The following is a 16,691-nucleotide window of genomic DNA, read 5'->3' as shown; positions in this document are numbered from 1 at the left end:
TAATATCTAATATTGGTGTTAAAAACTCTCAAAAACGCCGAGTCCGAATAAAGCAAAATCGTATTTTACAGGATCAGTAGGATCTAGTTTTCTTAAGGCTTTATCTAATTCGGCTAAAGCTTTTCCATCATTTTGCTTTCGGGTTAGTAAACCTAATTTACGTGCTACATTGCCAGAATGCACATCCAAAGGACAACTTAATTGAGAAGGTGAAAGTGATTTCCATATTCCAAAATCAACACCATTATTATCGTTTCGTATCATCCAACGTAAATACATATTAATCCGCTTCGCAGCAGAATTTTTAAGTGGATCACTCACATGTTTTTGTGTTCGCTTCAAATGTGGAATTTCAAAAAATACGTTTTTGAACTGATGAATACTTTTTTGAAGGGAATCCTTTTCAGCATATTTAGAAAATACAGCTTCTAAGCCATTATGGTTTTTGTAAAGGTGTTGTAAACTTTCAACAAACTGCATAAAATCATTTCCATTAAATGTACGATGCACAAAAGGACTTAGTTTTTCTAAATCAGATTCTTCGTGTTGCATAATAAACTCAAAAGGGGAGTGGTCTAACAATTCCATCATTCTATTGGCATTTTTAATAATACTCTTTCTATTTCCCCATGCAATGGTGGCCGCTAAAAAGGCAGCAATCTCAATATCTTCTTTTTTAGAGAATTGATGTGGAATTTGAATAGGGTCGCTTTCAATAAATTTTGGATTATTGTAGAGGTTAACCTTTTCGTCTAAGAAATCTTTAAGTTCTGATGTTTTGAGTTTCAATTTTATGGAATGATTTGAATGTAAAAATACAGCTTCTTTATAAATCGGGTTTAATAAGAGTAAATGATGTTTACTATTAAAATGTTAACTTCGTTTTTGAGTAAGTCGGAAAATCTCCTTTAAGACGTTTATGAACGAAAAAGACATTAGGAAACAAATAACAAAAGATATTAGCGACGGAGCTATAAAGTCAGCGCTATATAATCAGTACAAAGACAAAATAGATGATAAAAATCTTAGAAACATTCTAGCATCTCGCCCTTCTTATGAACTTTGGAAAAAATTTAAAAATAGTCATGTAGTGTTGTCTTTAATTTGGGGGTTTTATCTCTTATTTGAGTTAATCGGCATATTTGAATTAATGATTGAATTTAATGTTATTCAACTCATTTCAATTTTACTTTCTATTTATATCACACTAAGTATTTGGAAATTTGATGGCCGTTTTTTCTTGCCAGGAATAGTTTGGTTCTCTGTAACAATAATACGATCGTTTAGCGAATTAAATTCAGTCTTTAATAGTGATATTGATTATAAGGCTGCTTTCATATTCGTTGTGATATATGGTTCGATTCTTGCATTAGGAATATATCTAATGGTTTATATAAGAAAGCGTGTGTTTTATTATATGAAGTGGTTTAAGCCTATTTTAAATGATGATGGTGATATTCAATATGAATAAAAAGTTTAAACAATCAGGCAAATTCATTAGTAAATGAATATAAATTTAGATTCAGCATGAAATTAGTTTTCACAACTTTCCTTATTTGTTTATTTCAAATTGGTTTTTGTCAACAAGGTAAAAACTATTTAAAATTAATGAATGACTTAAACTTGATAGATTCCATTCAGATACAAGAATGTTATAAAGATGGGAAACCTAAACAACGTGGCCTTATAAAAATTTATAAGCATGGGGATTTCTATTATGAAATGAATGTAGAGAAACATACACGTTTTTTCAAAAGTGGCTCAAAAACGGTATCAATTTATGATGATTGGGGAACAAATTTATCGAATAATTATTATGATTCAGGAGGCTATTTGATAATGGAACAATTAACTACTAAAATAGAAACGAATGCGTCTAACTTAGATGTTTTTCTAGATTCTAATAATCATATGACATTCAATGTTTATTTTAATAATTATAGTTATGATTTTAAATTATGTAAATATTATTTAAGAAAAGAAGGTCAGTATTCTAACGGGAAGAAGGTTGGAGTTTGGAAATTCTATCTACCAACAGGTCGTCTTAAAAAGGAAAAATCATATAACTAGTAAAAGTTAAACTCAAGATCAACTGTTATATCTTTTAGTGAATTTCTGTTGTTTAAATAATGCAATCAGTTAAAGCTAAATATCAATAATTCAGAAAGAGACGCCATATAAGAGATGGATTTTATGGGTGCGCGATATGCAGGAAAATATCCAATATCAAGTTCATGGTCTTCTAATTCGGTATTAAGATGATTTTCTGTTAATGTTTTATAAGCATTTCTATCAACTATGTATTTCCAGATTTTAAAGACTTTGTAGTTTTTTGAGAATTTGCTTTTAAATCTATAAAGGGAGTCTTCTTTACTGCCTTTTCCTCCACCTAAATTTAAATATTGATATCCTTTTTTGGTAGAATAAATGGACATTTCATCAATTATGAGTTTAATAGGTTGGAGACTAAAGTAGTCTTCATTAATTCCGGATAAATGATACTGAACAATATTACCCTTTTTTGTAAAAATGGCTCCTGCAATAATCTCTTGTGTTTCATTATGCTTACAAAGCATTAGTTTCGACTCATAGTCCTTACTCGATAGAAGTTTATAAAAATACTCAGAGTTAAAGAGGTAACTCTCATCAGCACCAATACGCTTCATATTCTTTATATATAGTTGAATGAAAGTTTGAATGTGTTCATCAGTATGGCCTTCTATAACCGTGCAAAGTTTTCGTGCTTTATTTAGGTATGTTTTTAAACGTCTGTTGTAAGTTGCTCTCTGATCTACTAGTGTTTTACTTAGATCAATATAAACCACTTTACCAAGCGAAACGATTTTTCCTAACCCTTCGAGAGCTGTCTCCCGTGCTTCTATAAATGGATGCAATCTTGAAAATACAGCGATAATTTTATTTTTATTAAAAAAGGCATTTAATGATTTATGGAAATTTTTAATTTTGAAATTATCGTCAATATTAATAGATAATAATCCTGAATAACCATACACAGAAGTAATATCTTTATAATCAGAGTTATCTATGTTTCTTATAAGAAAAGGTAAGGCAATAGTTGTGCTACCATCAGTATATTTTAAGAGTATAGGTAATTCTCCTTCTTTTTTTGAAAGCTGATGGTAGTCATAAGTATGGTAAAAATCGGTATGCTCTACTTTAGATAGTAAAGTTCTCCATTCATTCTTATCCTTTATAACTTCAATCAATTTATTAAAAAATTATGACTAAAGTTACTATAATAATTGCACTTAATATAGTAATGTTAATAAGTTAAGTTCCTTATTTAGTGTGTACTATAATGATTTTGAATCAGATGCACTCCATTAATTATTGCTTAGACTGTGGATTACGATATGTGACTATATAGAATAGTAATAGTTTTAATTAATTAAAATATGATGAATCAAATCAGATTAATGAATTTATACGGTATGCTATTTTTTATATAGCGTTTTTTGCTCTGGTTTCACAGCAATCATACTAATTTCAACATTCACAAATTTAGGTAAGTTGGCAACTTCAACTGTTTCTCTAGCAGGTGCGGTAGCTTCGTTAAAATACTTTCCGTACACGTCGTTGATTTGCTTAAAGTTATTCATATCACTAATAAAAATGGAAGATTTAATAACATTTTCAAACGTCATATTTGCCGCTTCTAAAACCGCTTTCATGTTTTCCATAACTTGCTTGGTTTCGGTTTTTATATCGTCTATCACTAATTCCATAGTTTTAGGATCTAACGCTATTTGTCCTGAAGTATATAGTGTGTTTCCTGATAAAACAGCTTGATTGTATGGTCCTATTGGAGCAGGTGCCTTGGAAGTATTTATTATTTTTTTCATCTTTTAATACCCATGAAAATGGTACTTTTTTTTAGTTATACTTAAGACAAATTTAGTAATACAATTTCATTTCAACAAGTTCAATGGTAGGTGTTATTAACAAAATAAAAAGTTTATTGAGCGTTAAGTAAGATAAATAAAACTTTAGTGTTGGTTGCTTGCTTAAGGTTTAAATGTATACTCGAAAACCGGTCGATTAGAATACTATTTAATTTCCAACTTGTTGGTCTGCTTGCTTACGTTTATCGTATTTTAAATCCTTAAGCAAGTTAGATTTTATTCCGATAAAGAAGTTCCAAGAGGTACGGTCACTAAATGGTATCCAAGAAAAATTCATACGCCAACTTAATAAGTCGCGCTCAAAGCGCAATTGCGTATAGGTAAATCCTTTATTAAGAAAATCGTATCCAGAAGAAGCACCAAGGCTCCATTTAGGAGAAATATCAACATCACCAGAAAACATTAGAGAATTTGAAGATATGGTATTATCACGTTTTGTGTTTGTATAATTTGCAGAATACGCTAATCTTAAACTCCAAGGCATTTTGTAATTATAAAATTCATTATTTTCTTCTTTCTCATCTCCTGCCTCTCTATCGGAAAGCCGTTTGTCTGCGTAGTCTTCGGACCTTCCAAATAGGTCATCGGTTCTCCCTCCTGAACGTGCTGATTCTTTTGCGGATGCTTCCTTTTCTGAAGACTCTTCGCCAGAAAAACTTTCGTTAGATAAGGTGTAGCTCATACTTACGTTAGCAGAGGTTAATCTAAAAAGACTTCCTCCATTATTTATATTAAAAGTATTAACGACACTATTATTACTATCTAAAGCATAAGGGTTAAGCGTCATTCCAAAGTTAATACTCATCTTATTATTCAAAATTTGTGTACCACCACTCACGCGTAAAGGACTCCATTGTAATGAATCGGCAGCAATATCATAAGCCGTAGAAAAATTTAGATTGTTTAATATTGTTATTTTTTCAGGTTCTGTATTTGTAGAATCTTTAGCTCGAATTTTTGCTTCAAGATTATTTCCTAAAGTCATCCCTATACTACTAGAGTAGTTGTTGCCTGGACTTCCGTATAAGGAATTTTCGAACCGCGTATATTCTACTTGGTCTGAAGTTGTTCCGTCTGCATCAATAACATCGTAGGTTTCATAATACTGATCAAAGGCAGGACTAATAGAATAGCTCAATGAAGGCCTCATAACATGTCTTATCGCTTTTACCTTAGCTGTTTTTTCTTCATTCTCTAAATCATACATACCATATATTGTCGTACCAATACTTGCTCCTACATTATAAGTTAAGAAGCGGTCAAAACCACTTTGGTCTATGGAAACGACTTCTTCTAAGGTTTGGTCGTAGAATTTTTTTACGGTTTCAAGTGTCCAAGATTCTTCTAAATTAGCACTTGCGCTCACACTAAAATAATCAAAGACTTTAAAATTGGTCGTTAATGGGATACTATGTTTCATTCCAGTTATAGCATCGTCAAACATTTCAGCTTTACCAAAAATAGAATCATTTGTTTCTATTCTATATTCTGCCCTAGAGGTCACCTGGAAGTTTATATTATCAATAGCGCCTTGTTTTGTTCCCGTTTTTGGAGCGAATGGATAAATTCTACCCATAGACGCCTGCATTGTAGGTAAGGTTAAATTAATGTCACCTGTATTTGTGTTTTGGCTATGTGTTGCCGTTAAGCTTAGATTGACTTGTGGTTCGCCTGAAAATGTTTTAGAATAAGAAACCGAAGATGCTAAGGTGTTATTTAAGAAATTAGATTGGTTAGATTGATTAATTGATTCTTGAAAATATGAACTACTACCTAAGTTAACAGAGGCTGAAAATCGTGAATTAGGACTTGCCTTGGTATCTTGGCTATGTGACCACCTAAGATTGTAAATAGTACTTTGTGAGAAATCGGGAAATCCACGTTCTTGATTTAATAAATTTTCATATCTAAAACTTAAATTACCTCTAAATTTATAGCGTACCGCATAATTGTTTTCTATACGTAATCCATAACTACCATTAGTATAGTAATCTCCAAGAACTGCCAAATCTAAGTAATCATTTATAGCAAAATAATAACCACCATTTTGTAAATTATAACCTTTGTTACTGTCTTCTCCAAACGTTGGAAAAATAATACCAGAGGTTTGCGTTTGTGTCATAGGAAAAAATGCAAATGGTAAAGCGATTGGAGTGGGAATCCCATAAATTTCCATGTATGTTGGACCAACGACGACCTTTTTGTTAGGAACCATTTTCATTTTGGTCGTTACAAATTGATATTCCGGATCGTCTTCATCTTCAGCCGTTGTAAATCGACCGTTTTTCATAAAATAAACGGAATCGTTTTCTTTTTTAGTTATTGGAGAATATACTTTAAAACCTTGTTGTTCAGTTCTAGAATTAAAAACTAATGCTTTTTTAGTTTCAGTATTAAAAACAATAGAATCGGGCTCAATAACATTCTCTCCTTGTGTGAAAACAGGACGTTGAGAATATCCTGTAGAGTCTTTTAATCGACCAGCATACACTAAGTTTTTGCTGTAATCAATAACAATAACTCCGGCCCTAATTTCCATGTCTTGGTATAACACTTCGGCTTCATTATATAGATATATTTTTTTCTTTTTCTGACTTAAGGATACGTAATCCGAAGCTTTGTATTTTACAGTTCCTTCTAATAACCCTTTTTGCTTAACGGAATCTTTTTTTGTGGAATCAATTTCCTTTGAGTTTATAGGAGGTTTAATAATTGTATCGATAGCAATAGTGGCAGAATCCTTGAGTTGTTCTACAGGAATTGTTCCGTTCTTTTTTGGTAATTCTTGGGCGAAGCTAAAAGTGTTGATAAACACTGTAAAACTCAAGAGAAAAAGTATGTATAAGCTTTTTGTATGCAATGCTTTTAAATGTATTTTTGTAAAAGTATGGCTCGGTTTTTGAATCGCCAAAAGTACAGCTATTTTTTTGTGATTAATTTATAATAATTAGAAATTAAAAAATACTGTTTTACTAAAGGGCTCAATGTAATAAACCGAATTGATAAACCGTTAAATTCTATATGCAAACGACACTAAAACCTACAATAGTATTTTTAAGCTTTTTATTTATAAGTACTTTAACATCTTATACAACCTTGCATGCGCAAGAAGATAAATTTGTTGTGGTCTTGGATGCAGGACATGGAGGACATGATTCAGGTAACGTGGGTAATGGACACAGTGAAAAAAATATTGCGCTAAAAGTTACTTTAGAAGTTGGAAAAGAGCTAGAGAAAAACCCAGATATAAAGGTAATATATACACGTAAAACCGATGTTTTCATAGAGTTGCATGAACGTGCCAATATTGCAAATAGAGCCGATGCCGATTTATTTGTATCTATTCATTGTAATGCTCACAGTTCACAAGCTAGCGGAACAGAAACTTTTGTTTTAGGTGAAAAAAATACAGGCCGTAATTTTGAAGTTGCTAAGAAAGAGAATGAAGTGATTTTTTTAGAGGATAATTATGAAGAGAATTATGCCGGTTTTGATCCAAGCTCACCAGAGTCTACAGTCGCTATTACTATTGAACAAGAAGTCTATGTGGAGCAAAGTATTGTTTTAGCTAGAAAAATTGAAGACAATTTTATTAATAAGGCTAAGCGTAAGAGTAGAGGATTAAAACAAGCGAGTTTATTAGTTATTAGAAATACGTATATGCCAAGTGTATTGGTTGAAGTTGGATTTTTAACTAACAATAGTGAAGGTAATTACCTTAATACTAAAGCCGGACAATCTAAAATGGCAAGCGCTATTAAAACAGCAATACTCGATTACAAAAAAGAACTCGATCAGAACGTTGGAAGTCATATCCTTAATGTGGATGCTGAAACCATGGTAGAAACTGAAGAATCACCAAGAATTATAGAGGGAGTTACCTTTAAAGTTCAAATCGCGGCAAGTTCTCGAGAATTGGAAGCTAAATCCTATAATTTTAAAGGTCTTTCTGATATTTCAAGAGAAAAATCGGGAACAATTTATAAATATTATTGTGGAAATACCTCTGATTATAATAAAGTAAAACAACTTCAAAACGAAGCTAAATTAGCAGGCTATTCAGGTGCTTTTATTGTAGCTTACCAGGGAAATAAAAAAATTGACGTCGCAGATGCGTTAAAAACAGAATCAAATTAGAAACATTATTAGTATATTTATTCCTAATTTTGTTAGCAAACTAAATTAAAGCCCATTGAAAATTTCAAGAGAAGTTAAAACAGCAATATTAGTCATAGCTGGTATCACCTTTTGTATATACCTATTTACATTCCTTAAAGGTGAGGACTTGTTTGATAATACAAATACTTATTATACAGAGTTCGATTATAATGCGTTAAAAATGTCGTCTCCTGTAACGATTAAAGGCAATAAGGTTGGTGAAATCGATGACATAAAATACGATTTCGATTCTGGTAAAACACGTGTTTCATTTACGGTAACTCCTGAATTAAAATTTTCTAAAAACAGTACAGTTCGTCTATATCAAGATGGTTTAATGGGCGGAAATGCCTTATCGATTGTTGAGGCTAGCGATAATGAAATAGCAAAATCTGGTGATTTTATTAAATCAGAAGTAAAGCCAGGAATGATTTCCACATTAGAAAAGAATTTCTCTGGTATTAGTGAAGACTTAGGAACTACGCTTCGTTCTTCAGATACATTAATTACAAATTTAAATGCATTGGTTGTTGATGAGTCGGATGATGGCTTAAAACAAACCATTGCAGAATTAAACGCTACTTTAAAAACATTTAAAGGTGTCGGTTTTAAGGCGAATAATCTTCTTAGTAAAAACGATGAAAAAATAGCTTCCGTATTAGAGAATTTTGATAAAACAAGTGCAGAATTGGCCATTTTAATTAAAGATCTAAACGACGCAAATCTTTCTAATACCGTTAAGAATTTGGATGACATGATACTAAAGCTTAACCAATTAGTAACTGGTCTTGCTGCAGGTGAAGGCTCTATGGGTAAATTATTAACTGACGACGCACTTTATAATAATTTAGATAATGCATCAAAAGAACTTCAACTCTTACTTTTAGATATAAAATTGCATCCTGCGAGATACAGACGTATTTTGTCTAAAAAAGAGATTCCTTATGAGGAACCAACACAAGAGCAATTAAACAATAATTAGATCCATCCAATCATGGAATACTTACCAAATATCATTTTTGCTATTCTCTTAATTGCAGGTATTGGCTATTTTGCTAGTAATGTCAAAAAGCTAATCCGTAATATTAAATTAGGTCATAAGGTTAATGCCAGTGATCACAAACCAGAACGTTGGAAAAACGTTGTTAACATCGCGTTAGGTCAAAGCAAATTGGTAAAACGACCAGTTTCTGGTTTCCTACATGCTATTGTTTACGTAGGTTTTATAATTATTAATATCGAAGTCCTAGAGATTATTGTCGATGGACTTTTTGGAACACACAGAGTAGGACAAGAACTTTTACCAACAGCTTTATATGGTTTTTTAATTGGATCATTTGAAGTTTTAGCTGTTTTAGTTTTAGTGTCAGTTATTATATTTTGGATTAGGAGAAATATCATTAAAGTGAAGCGTTTCTTAAGTTCAGAAATGAAAGGATGGCCAAAGAGTGATGGTAATATTATTCTTTATTTTGAAGTCGTTTTAATGTGTTTATTTTTGGTAATGAATGCAACGGATACTGTTTTTCAGACGGCAGGATCTGGTAATATAATTTCACAATTTATCGCACCATGGTTTAGTGGTTTTGAATTAGAGACTTTACATACTATTGAAAGAGCTGCTTGGTGGCTTCATATTGTCGGAATTCTTATTTTCTTGAATTATTTATACTTCTCAAAACATTTACATATTCTTTTAGCATTTCCAAATGTGTATTTTGGAAAAGTGGAGCCGAAAGGAAAATTAAATAATCTTGAAGCTGTTACAGCTGAAGTAAAATTAATGATGGATCCTGATGCCGATCCTTATGCTACACCTCCTGAAACGTCAGAAGATGAAGTGCCTGCTAAATTTGGTGCAAGTGATGTCATGGATTTAAGTCAAGTGCAATTGCTTAATGCCTATACATGTACGGAGTGTGGGCGTTGTACAAGTGAATGTCCTGCAAATCTTACAGGCAAAAAGTTATCGCCGCGTAAGATTATGATGGATACGAGAGATCGATTAGAAGAAGTCGGGAAAAATATAGACCTTAATAAAGGGAAGTTTGTAGATGATGGCAAACAACTTTTAGGGGATTATGTCACAAACGAAGAACTTTGGGCTTGTACCACATGTAATGCGTGTGTAGAAGCATGTCCTGTGAGTATAGATCCATTATCAATTATTATAGAAATGCGTCGTTATTTAGTGATGGAGCAAAGTGCGGCTCCAATGGAATTAAATAATATGATGACCAATATAGAAAATAACGGTGCACCATGGCCTTATAACCAAATGGATCGTTTGAATTGGAAAGATGAATAATTTATTAGAACAATTAAGTCCTAGAAAGAAGTTAACTATAGGAATTATAGCAGCTATTGTAGCTTTAATTTTGTTGTATATAATGAATGAAAATGAAAGTGGATTTTTAGTCGGTGCTATTTGTGGCATATTTACGGCAATGGCTTTCTTTTTTCTGGTCACTTACAAGAACAATAGTAATTAGATTTACATAATCATTATTTTGATTAATGTTGAAAAACCTTGAATCTTAAACTAAAAGTATGAGCGAGCAATTAACAGTGCCAACTATGGCAGAAATGATGGCAGAAGGCAAACAACCAGAAATTTTATTTTGGGTAGGTTCTGCTGGTAGTTATGATGATAGAGCAAAGAAAATCACCAAAGCTTTTGTGAAGATTTTAAATAAAGCAAATGTCAATTTTGCTGTTTTAGGGACTGAAGAAAGTAATACAGGAGATGTGGCAAAACGCGCAGGCAATGAATTCTTATTTCAAATGCAAGCCGTTATGAATATTGAAGTGCTTAATGCTTATGAAATAAAACGAATTGTGACATGCGACCCTCACTCTTTTAATTGTATTAAAAATGAGTATCCTGGTTTGGGTGGAAACTATGACGTTATCCATCACACACAATATATAAAAGAACTGATGAGTTCTGGACGTTTAACTTTAGAAGAGAATACGTATAAAGGCAAACGGATCACATTCCACGATCCGTGTTATTTAGGAAGAGGAAATGGAGTTTACGATGCACCACGAGATGTCCTTAAAAAAACAAATGCCACATTAGTAGAAATGAAACGCCATAAAGGAACGGCTTTATGTTGTGGTGCTGGTGGTGCGCAAATGTTTAAAGATGCAGAACCAGGAAACAAGGAAATCAATGTGCTTAGGACCGAAGATGCACTAGAGACACAACCAGAAATCATTGCTACAGGTTGTCCTTATTGTAATACCATGATGACCGATGGTGTAAAATTCAAAGAAAAAGAAGCTGACATTAAAGTCATGGATATTGCAGAGCTCATTGCCGACGCATAATAGCTACTACGATGGATAATTATTTTAAGAAAATATCATTGCGAAAGCGAATTATTATTGGCATTTTTAGTGGTGTTTTCTTTGCCGTTTTTATGGCTTCTTTTGATTATTTTGACCATACTGCATTTTCATTACCTAAATTTATTTTCCATAGTTTCTATTTTGGACTGTTTATGAGTATTGCATTGCGATATAGGGTTCCTAGAAATAAGGTGTAAAGTCAGAGTAAAAACAGCAGTTGTTCTCTTATGTAAATGCTGTTCGTAATTTAAACCAATGCAAAAAACGAAAAATCTTTTTAAATGGATTATAATATTTGCAATCCTAATTTTCTCACAAAATAGTTTTGCAAGTCCTCAGGTGCCAGATTATATAATTTATAAAGGGGATACAATTCCGATTTATAATTTAATACTTGAAAAATATTTTCAGAAAATAGAAAAGTCAGATAAGGGAAGTTTATTCGGTCTAAAATTTAGAGAAGGAGCTACTTTAAATTGTTGGAGAGGTTACCAAGCCATTTATTTAATTGAAAATGACAGTTTGTTTCTAAAAAATATTATCGATTGTGGAGAAAGAAAAATTGACCAATTAGCATCATCAAAAAGAATTTTAGAAATTTTTGGCCACAATGAAAATAACGAAAAAGTATTTATTGATTGGTTTTCAGGTTATTTCAATATACCCAATGGAGATTTATTACGATGGGATGGAGTTTTTCACAAATCATTCGAAAACGAAATATTAGTTAAAGTGCAAAAGGGGAAAGTGTGTAAGATTTCCGAAATCCAAAATTATGTTGATGACCCAAAACGAATTAATAGAAAATATGGAGACACAATTTCTAAAGTGATATTCAATGAGTTGTCTAAACTAAATTGGAAAAATAAAAATGATTTTGATTGCTCAGAAAAATATCTTGTGACGATTGGAAAAAACGGCGAAGTGACTAAGGTAATTATGCCAGAATATCGAACCAAGGAGGAAATAAAGAGGTTTTGGGAACCAAAAGAATACAAGCATTGTATTAAAACAGTACAGAAAGGTCTAAAAGATTTGAAATTTGACATTTTAAAAGTCAATAGAAAAGCTATTGAGGAACGTTATTATGTTGATATTTGGATTGAAGATGATGGAACACTTGAAGATTGGACGGAATAAAAAATTACAAACAAAACAGCATGTAATTCGTTGTTTACGAAAGCCCAATTATTAAAATCCTATAAGATTCTATTTAGTTTTTAATTGCTAAATTAGAGGTTAATCATTCATCCAATACATATAAACACTTTAAAATTAATTTGGAAAAACAGAATAGTGTTAAAAAGGATAGTTTACAAAATGATTTTAATACTGCCATTACATGGTGGGAACGAAAAAGATTAGTTTATAATATTATAACGCTTTTTGGAGCATTGTTAGTCATTTTTGGTAGAGGTGAGGTGCCCAATGGAATTTCATCATATAAGGATTTAGTTATCGTGTTCTATTGGCTTTTTGGGGCGAATGTTTTTTATACATTCGGTTGGGGCTTCGAGGCAATTTTAAACTACTATTTCAAAACTCCTTTTTTTGGAAAAACCACTCGCACTTTATGCTTTGTTTAGGTGCCTTTTTCTCTCTTGTCTGGATGTTTATTTTAGCAAGTCAAATAAATTAAAATATCTATAATGAAAATTGTAAAACCATATACAGAAATTAATCAAGCTATTTTATCACTAGACAATGGCGGTCGGTTTTATAACTTACTTACCAAAGCCGAAGATGGAGTAATTAGTCAGGCGGAATTAGCTAAGACAGGTGGAATTTTTAACGATAAACAGAAAATGATACTTTTTTTAGAATTATCAATTTCAAAATTAAAACCTACTGAAAAAGAAATGATTATTTCAAAATTAGATGAGAATTTAAAAGCAGATTATATCAAGTACCAACCGCAAACACTACTCCCTTCCGAAGTGAATGATAAAGGTAAATTATCCTCTAATATGATTTTAAATGGAGTGCCTAAATTAATAGATTCCAAATCTGATTTTAACGGTTTTATTATGATTCCTATTATGACAGGGAAAGTGATGACCTTTTCCTTAATTCCTTTAATTGACAATTACGATGTTTATGAGTTGAGAGATGAAAAAACTTCTGAAACCTTTATAATTGCTCATTCTAAAAGTTCAGAAAAACTACCAAATGAAAAAATGATTGTTGCAGGAGTATTAAAAGAACTAAAAGAGAATGAAAGTGGTGTTAAAAAAAAATTCTTAGAGGCCATTTATTATATGAAAAATGAATAGAAGTAGAGTTCTTGGTTAGAACTCTTTTCTATTACTTAATAATAGCAAACTGTTAAAATAAAGCAACTATCATATTTGCTATAGCGTTTAAAGCTATGTGTTATTGGTGCTTCTTCGTGAGTCGTTAAGCTGTTGTTATAATGAAAATATGGAATAATATCGCGTATGAATAATGGTTAGTTTCTCAACTAGTTAAGATATTTATTCAGAATTTTATCAGATTGGATTTATTTAATTGCTAGTTCTTGTCTACTTACGTATATTTCATCTGAATATAGTATTCGGTTTTTAATTACTAAATATGTAGCTTTACAATGTAATTCTGCGGAAGAATATGTTTCTAAAGACGCATGCCTAATGAATAATTTCAGCATTAAAACACCTAATTAGATTATTATAAAAATGACTTTCACAAACCCTCAAATACAGGTAGAAGACTTACCAAATATTGAAGATGTTGCATTAAAACCTATTTCAAAATCGTATTTAAAGATCATTGCTTTAAATAGTTTGGCGTTATACAGTCTAGTTTTAGGTGGTGTATTTGGACTAAAGTACCTCATTAAGGAAGATGGTTATCAAGCTAATTTCTGGTATGTGTTTTTAGGAGTATTGATCATCTGTATCATCAATTTTATCATTTCTATTCTTGCCTTTAAAAAACGAAAGTATGCGGTTCGTGGTTTTGATGTCATCTATGCAAAGGGCTTAATTGTACATTCTGTAACCACAGTGCCTATTTCTAGAATTCAGCATGTGGAGGAATCTCGTAGCTGGTTAGCAAGACATTTTGGTTTGTCAACGCTCAAAATATATACTGCTGGTGAAGCTGGTAGTGACCTAAGTATAAAAGGTCTTCCTCACTTAGAAGCGAAAGGTATCAATGATTTTATAAGCTCTCAGGTTAATGGAAATAACTGATTTCTCACAACCCATAAGGCAATCTATTAAGGGCATTATTGTAATTTTTGCATTTAATGTTGTTACGTTTGTTAAAAAGTTTTTCGTCCTTTTTATAGCATTTGGAGTTTCAATTCTTAGAAGTAAAACCATCGGAAATGTGACACCAACGATGATGATATTGGCTTTAATAGGAGTTTTAATAAGTCTTCTCTTCATTGCTATTTTAAAATATCTCAATTTTAAATTTTATATAAGTAATGAGGATTTTCATTTAGCCACAGGAATTATTAATAAAGACAATACCATTATTCCAAAATCTAAAATTCAGAACGTCTATATCAAACAAAACTTTCTACAACAAATTATAAATGTGGTTTCCGTTAAAATAGAAACAGCAGGAGATAAGAAATCTGAAATTGAAATCAGTGCTTTAGATAAACCAACGGCTTTATTATTAAAGAAAAAACTATTCAGTAAAACAGCTATTGTAACAGGAGAAACAGAGCAGCTGGAAGCCATTGAAGAACCAGAAGTGTTTTTTAAGGTGACACCAAAGCGTTTGCTATTAGAAGGTTTGTCTCAAAATCATTTTAAGAGTTTTCTATTAATATTTACGTTTGCTTTTGGCCTTTACAGTGAATTCAAGGATTTTTTACAAGAATTAGAGTTAGAACAACATGTTGAAGGTTTGGTAGAATTAGATGAGGCCACTATTTTAAATTTAATTATCACTAACGTTATAATTGTAATTGGAGTGGTGTTGATTTCATTTTTGTTTTCAATTGTAAAAACCTTTATCATCAATTTTAATCTTGAAGTTGTTGAGCATCAAAAAACAATAGAGATTAATAAAGGACTTTTTAATAAAGTGTCATTGAGTTTAACACCAAGCCGTATTCAGAATTTAGTGATTACGACCAATCGTGTGAAGCAGTATTTTGGTTTGCACACCTTAGCTGTTAAACAAGCCATGGTGAATGTAAAGCAGCAAAAGAACTTCAATATTGTTGCGTTAGAGAAAGAGCAGCTCAATTATTTGGTAAATAAACTCGTATCTAATTATAATGAAGATCAAGGGGAAATGGCAAAGCCAAGACCTTATTATATGCGAATTTTATCTTTAGAAATGTTGCTTTTGGGGAGTTTTATCAATGGATTTGCATTAGCTATTTTCGGCATAGAAATGTTGTGGGTTAATGCCATCTTTATACCATTAGCTGCGCTGTATGTTTGTTTTGCCTATAAAAAAGCGTATTATAGAATTTCGGAAAATTTTGTAACTATTGGAAGTGGTGTGATTGAAACCACAACGAATATCCTCGAAATTCATAAAATTCAAAGCGTAAAGCTAAAACAGACCATTTTCCAAAAGCCTCGAGATATTGCTTCTATAGTAATTTCAACAGCTTCTAAATCGGTAACTATTCCGTATGCATCAAAATCTGAAGCCACAATAATTTACAATTTCTTGTTATATAAGGTGGAATCTCAAGAGCGAGATTGGATGTAAATCCGTACTTTTACAGTCAGAAAAAAGATTAATTTATGTTAGTGGATTTTAATACGTTGCCAGAGGAATCTAGAGTTTGGATATACCAAGCTAACCGTTCATTTTCGGATGAAGAAATAGAACAGTTAAAAGGACAGCTCGATACCTTTATTGAAGCATGGACAGCGCACGGAAAAGATTTGAAGGCAGGTTATAAGATTGTTTATAAGCGCTTTATTGTTATTGCAATGGACCAAAGCTTGAATAGTGCAACAGGTTGTTCTATAGACTCGTCGGTTGCTTTTATTCAACAATTAGAGCAACAATATGATGTAGATTTAATGGATAAAATGAATGTGTCTTACAAGCAAGGTGAATTCATTGCATACAAACCATTGATCGACTTCAAAAAAATGGCACAACAAAAAGCAGTGTCTAAAAACACCATTGTTTTTAATAATCTTGTCACCAATATTTCGGAATTCAATGAAAATTGGGAAGTTCCTGCAAGTGAAAGCTGGCACAACCGATTTATTAAATAATTTAGATTTTTCTCATTTTAACTTCTTACAACAAATTACAAACCCTTTA

18 protein-coding genes are annotated in these 16,691 nt (G+C 31.7%); 14 read left to right on the top strand and 4 right to left on the bottom strand.

Going from position 1 to position 16,691, the window contains the following annotated elements:
• Nucleotides 1-18 precede the first annotated feature (18 nt).
• Entirely contained in the window at nt 19-795 is a 777-nt protein-coding gene (locus tag HM992_RS14505) for a TIGR02757 family protein (RefSeq protein WP_179321098.1), read from the bottom strand.
• 124 nt (nt 796-919) lie between these two features.
• Between HM992_RS14505 and HM992_RS14500 the strand changes: the two genes are divergently transcribed.
• Nucleotides 920-1,471, top strand: a complete 552-nt coding sequence (locus HM992_RS14500) for a hypothetical protein (protein WP_178985685.1) — start codon at nt 920-922, stop codon at nt 1,469-1,471.
• Nucleotides 1,472-1,608: 137 nt separating this feature from the next.
• Entirely contained in the window at nt 1,609-2,070 is a 462-nt protein-coding gene (locus HM992_RS14495) for a hypothetical protein (RefSeq protein WP_179320191.1), read from the top strand.
• A 65-nt stretch (nt 2,071-2,135) separates the two neighbouring features.
• Here the strand turns inward: HM992_RS14495 and HM992_RS14490 are convergent, their stop codons facing one another.
• From HM992_RS14490 to HM992_RS14480, 3 genes are all read right to left on the bottom strand, one after another.
• Nucleotides 2,136-3,227 (bottom strand): peptidoglycan bridge formation glycyltransferase FemA/FemB family protein, encoded by a 1,092-nt coding sequence (locus HM992_RS14490; protein WP_179320190.1) that lies wholly within the window; start codon nt 3,225-3,227, stop codon nt 2,136-2,138.
• A 228-nt stretch (nt 3,228-3,455) separates the two neighbouring features.
• The gene (locus tag HM992_RS14485) at nt 3,456-3,863 is read right to left on the bottom strand and encodes a RidA family protein (protein WP_179320189.1); all 408 of its coding nucleotides are present in this window, start codon (nt 3,861-3,863) and stop codon (nt 3,456-3,458) included.
• Nucleotides 3,864-4,071: 208 nt separating this feature from the next.
• On the bottom strand, nt 4,072-6,834 hold the full coding sequence (locus HM992_RS14480; protein WP_179320188.1) for a putative LPS assembly protein LptD: 2,763 nt from the start codon (nt 6,832-6,834) through the stop codon (nt 4,072-4,074).
• A gap of 110 nt (nt 6,835-6,944) precedes the next feature.
• Between HM992_RS14480 and HM992_RS14475 the strand changes: the two genes are divergently transcribed.
• The 12 genes from HM992_RS14475 (at nt 6,945) to HM992_RS14420 (ending at nt 16,642) form a co-directional block, all read left to right on the top strand.
• The gene (locus tag HM992_RS14475) at nt 6,945-8,060 is read left to right on the top strand and encodes an N-acetylmuramoyl-L-alanine amidase (protein WP_179320187.1); all 1,116 of its coding nucleotides are present in this window, start codon (nt 6,945-6,947) and stop codon (nt 8,058-8,060) included.
• A gap of 55 nt (nt 8,061-8,115) precedes the next feature.
• Entirely contained in the window at nt 8,116-9,063 is a 948-nt protein-coding gene (locus HM992_RS14470) for an MlaD family protein (RefSeq protein ID WP_179320186.1), read from the top strand.
• A gap of 12 nt (nt 9,064-9,075) precedes the next feature.
• Complete coding sequence (locus HM992_RS14465) at nt 9,076-10,389, top strand: (Fe-S)-binding protein (RefSeq protein WP_179320185.1); 1,314 nt, start codon at nt 9,076-9,078, stop codon at nt 10,387-10,389.
• Entirely contained in the window at nt 10,382-10,573 is a 192-nt protein-coding gene (locus tag HM992_RS14460) for a hypothetical protein (protein WP_179320184.1), read from the top strand. Before HM992_RS14465 ends, HM992_RS14460 begins: the two co-directional genes overlap by 8 nt.
• A 58-nt stretch (nt 10,574-10,631) precedes the next feature.
• The gene (locus HM992_RS14455; protein WP_178985676.1) at nt 10,632-11,414 is read left to right on the top strand and encodes a (Fe-S)-binding protein; all 783 of its coding nucleotides are present in this window, start codon (nt 10,632-10,634) and stop codon (nt 11,412-11,414) included.
• Between the two features lie 11 nt (nt 11,415-11,425).
• Nucleotides 11,426-11,632 (top strand): hypothetical protein, encoded by a 207-nt coding sequence (locus HM992_RS14450; protein ID WP_179320183.1) that lies wholly within the window; start codon nt 11,426-11,428, stop codon nt 11,630-11,632.
• Between the two features lie 58 nt (nt 11,633-11,690).
• On the top strand, nt 11,691-12,575 hold the full coding sequence (locus HM992_RS14445; protein WP_179320182.1) for a hypothetical protein: 885 nt from the start codon (nt 11,691-11,693) through the stop codon (nt 12,573-12,575).
• Nucleotides 12,576-12,715: 140 nt separating this feature from the next.
• Entirely contained in the window at nt 12,716-13,021 is a 306-nt protein-coding gene (locus tag HM992_RS14440; RefSeq protein WP_179320181.1) for a hypothetical protein, read from the top strand.
• A gap of 63 nt (nt 13,022-13,084) precedes the next feature.
• The gene (locus HM992_RS14435; RefSeq protein WP_178985672.1) at nt 13,085-13,708 is read left to right on the top strand and encodes a hypothetical protein; all 624 of its coding nucleotides are present in this window, start codon (nt 13,085-13,087) and stop codon (nt 13,706-13,708) included.
• 402 nt (nt 13,709-14,110) lie between these two features.
• The gene (locus HM992_RS14430) at nt 14,111-14,629 is read left to right on the top strand and encodes a PH domain-containing protein (protein ID WP_179320180.1); all 519 of its coding nucleotides are present in this window, start codon (nt 14,111-14,113) and stop codon (nt 14,627-14,629) included.
• Nucleotides 14,616-16,121 carry a PH domain-containing protein gene (locus HM992_RS14425; protein WP_179320179.1) on the top strand — a complete coding sequence of 502 codons (1,506 nt, stop codon included), beginning with the start codon at nt 14,616-14,618 and terminating at the stop codon, nt 16,119-16,121. The genes HM992_RS14430 and HM992_RS14425 overlap by 14 nt, the downstream gene beginning before the upstream one ends.
• Before the next feature lie 35 nt (nt 16,122-16,156).
• The gene (locus HM992_RS14420; protein ID WP_179320178.1) at nt 16,157-16,642 is read left to right on the top strand and encodes an ABC transporter ATPase; all 486 of its coding nucleotides are present in this window, start codon (nt 16,157-16,159) and stop codon (nt 16,640-16,642) included.
• Nucleotides 16,643-16,691 lie beyond the last annotated feature (49 nt).

Source organism: Winogradskyella helgolandensis, assembly GCF_013404085.1.
Taxonomy (GTDB): domain Bacteria; phylum Bacteroidota; class Bacteroidia; order Flavobacteriales; family Flavobacteriaceae; genus Winogradskyella; species Winogradskyella helgolandensis.
Note: the sequence above shows the minus strand (reverse complement) of the source record. Positions and strands in the feature narration are given on the sequence as shown.

Coding starts and splice junctions, on each gene's coding strand:
- HM992_RS14500 (WP_178985685.1), top strand. CDS start 920: ATGAACGAAAAAGACATTAGGAAACAAATAACAAAAGATATTAGCGAC.
- HM992_RS14495 (WP_179320191.1), top strand. CDS start 1,609: ATGAATGACTTAAACTTGATAGATTCCATTCAGATACAAGAATGTTAT.
- HM992_RS14485 (WP_179320189.1), bottom strand. CDS start 3,863: ATGAAAAAAATAATAAATACTTCCAAGGCACCTGCTCCAATAGGACCA.
- HM992_RS14475 (WP_179320187.1), top strand. CDS start 6,945: ATGCAAACGACACTAAAACCTACAATAGTATTTTTAAGCTTTTTATTT.
- HM992_RS14465 (WP_179320185.1), top strand. CDS start 9,076: ATGGAATACTTACCAAATATCATTTTTGCTATTCTCTTAATTGCAGGT.
- HM992_RS14460 (WP_179320184.1), top strand. CDS start 10,382: ATGAATAATTTATTAGAACAATTAAGTCCTAGAAAGAAGTTAACTATA.
- HM992_RS14455 (WP_178985676.1), top strand. CDS start 10,632: ATGAGCGAGCAATTAACAGTGCCAACTATGGCAGAAATGATGGCAGAA.
- HM992_RS14450 (WP_179320183.1), top strand. CDS start 11,426: ATGGATAATTATTTTAAGAAAATATCATTGCGAAAGCGAATTATTATT.
- HM992_RS14445 (WP_179320182.1), top strand. CDS start 11,691: ATGCAAAAAACGAAAAATCTTTTTAAATGGATTATAATATTTGCAATC.
- HM992_RS14435 (WP_178985672.1), top strand. CDS start 13,085: ATGAAAATTGTAAAACCATATACAGAAATTAATCAAGCTATTTTATCA.
- HM992_RS14430 (WP_179320180.1), top strand. CDS start 14,111: ATGACTTTCACAAACCCTCAAATACAGGTAGAAGACTTACCAAATATT.
- HM992_RS14425 (WP_179320179.1), top strand. CDS start 14,616: ATGGAAATAACTGATTTCTCACAACCCATAAGGCAATCTATTAAGGGC.
- HM992_RS14420 (WP_179320178.1), top strand. CDS start 16,157: ATGTTAGTGGATTTTAATACGTTGCCAGAGGAATCTAGAGTTTGGATA.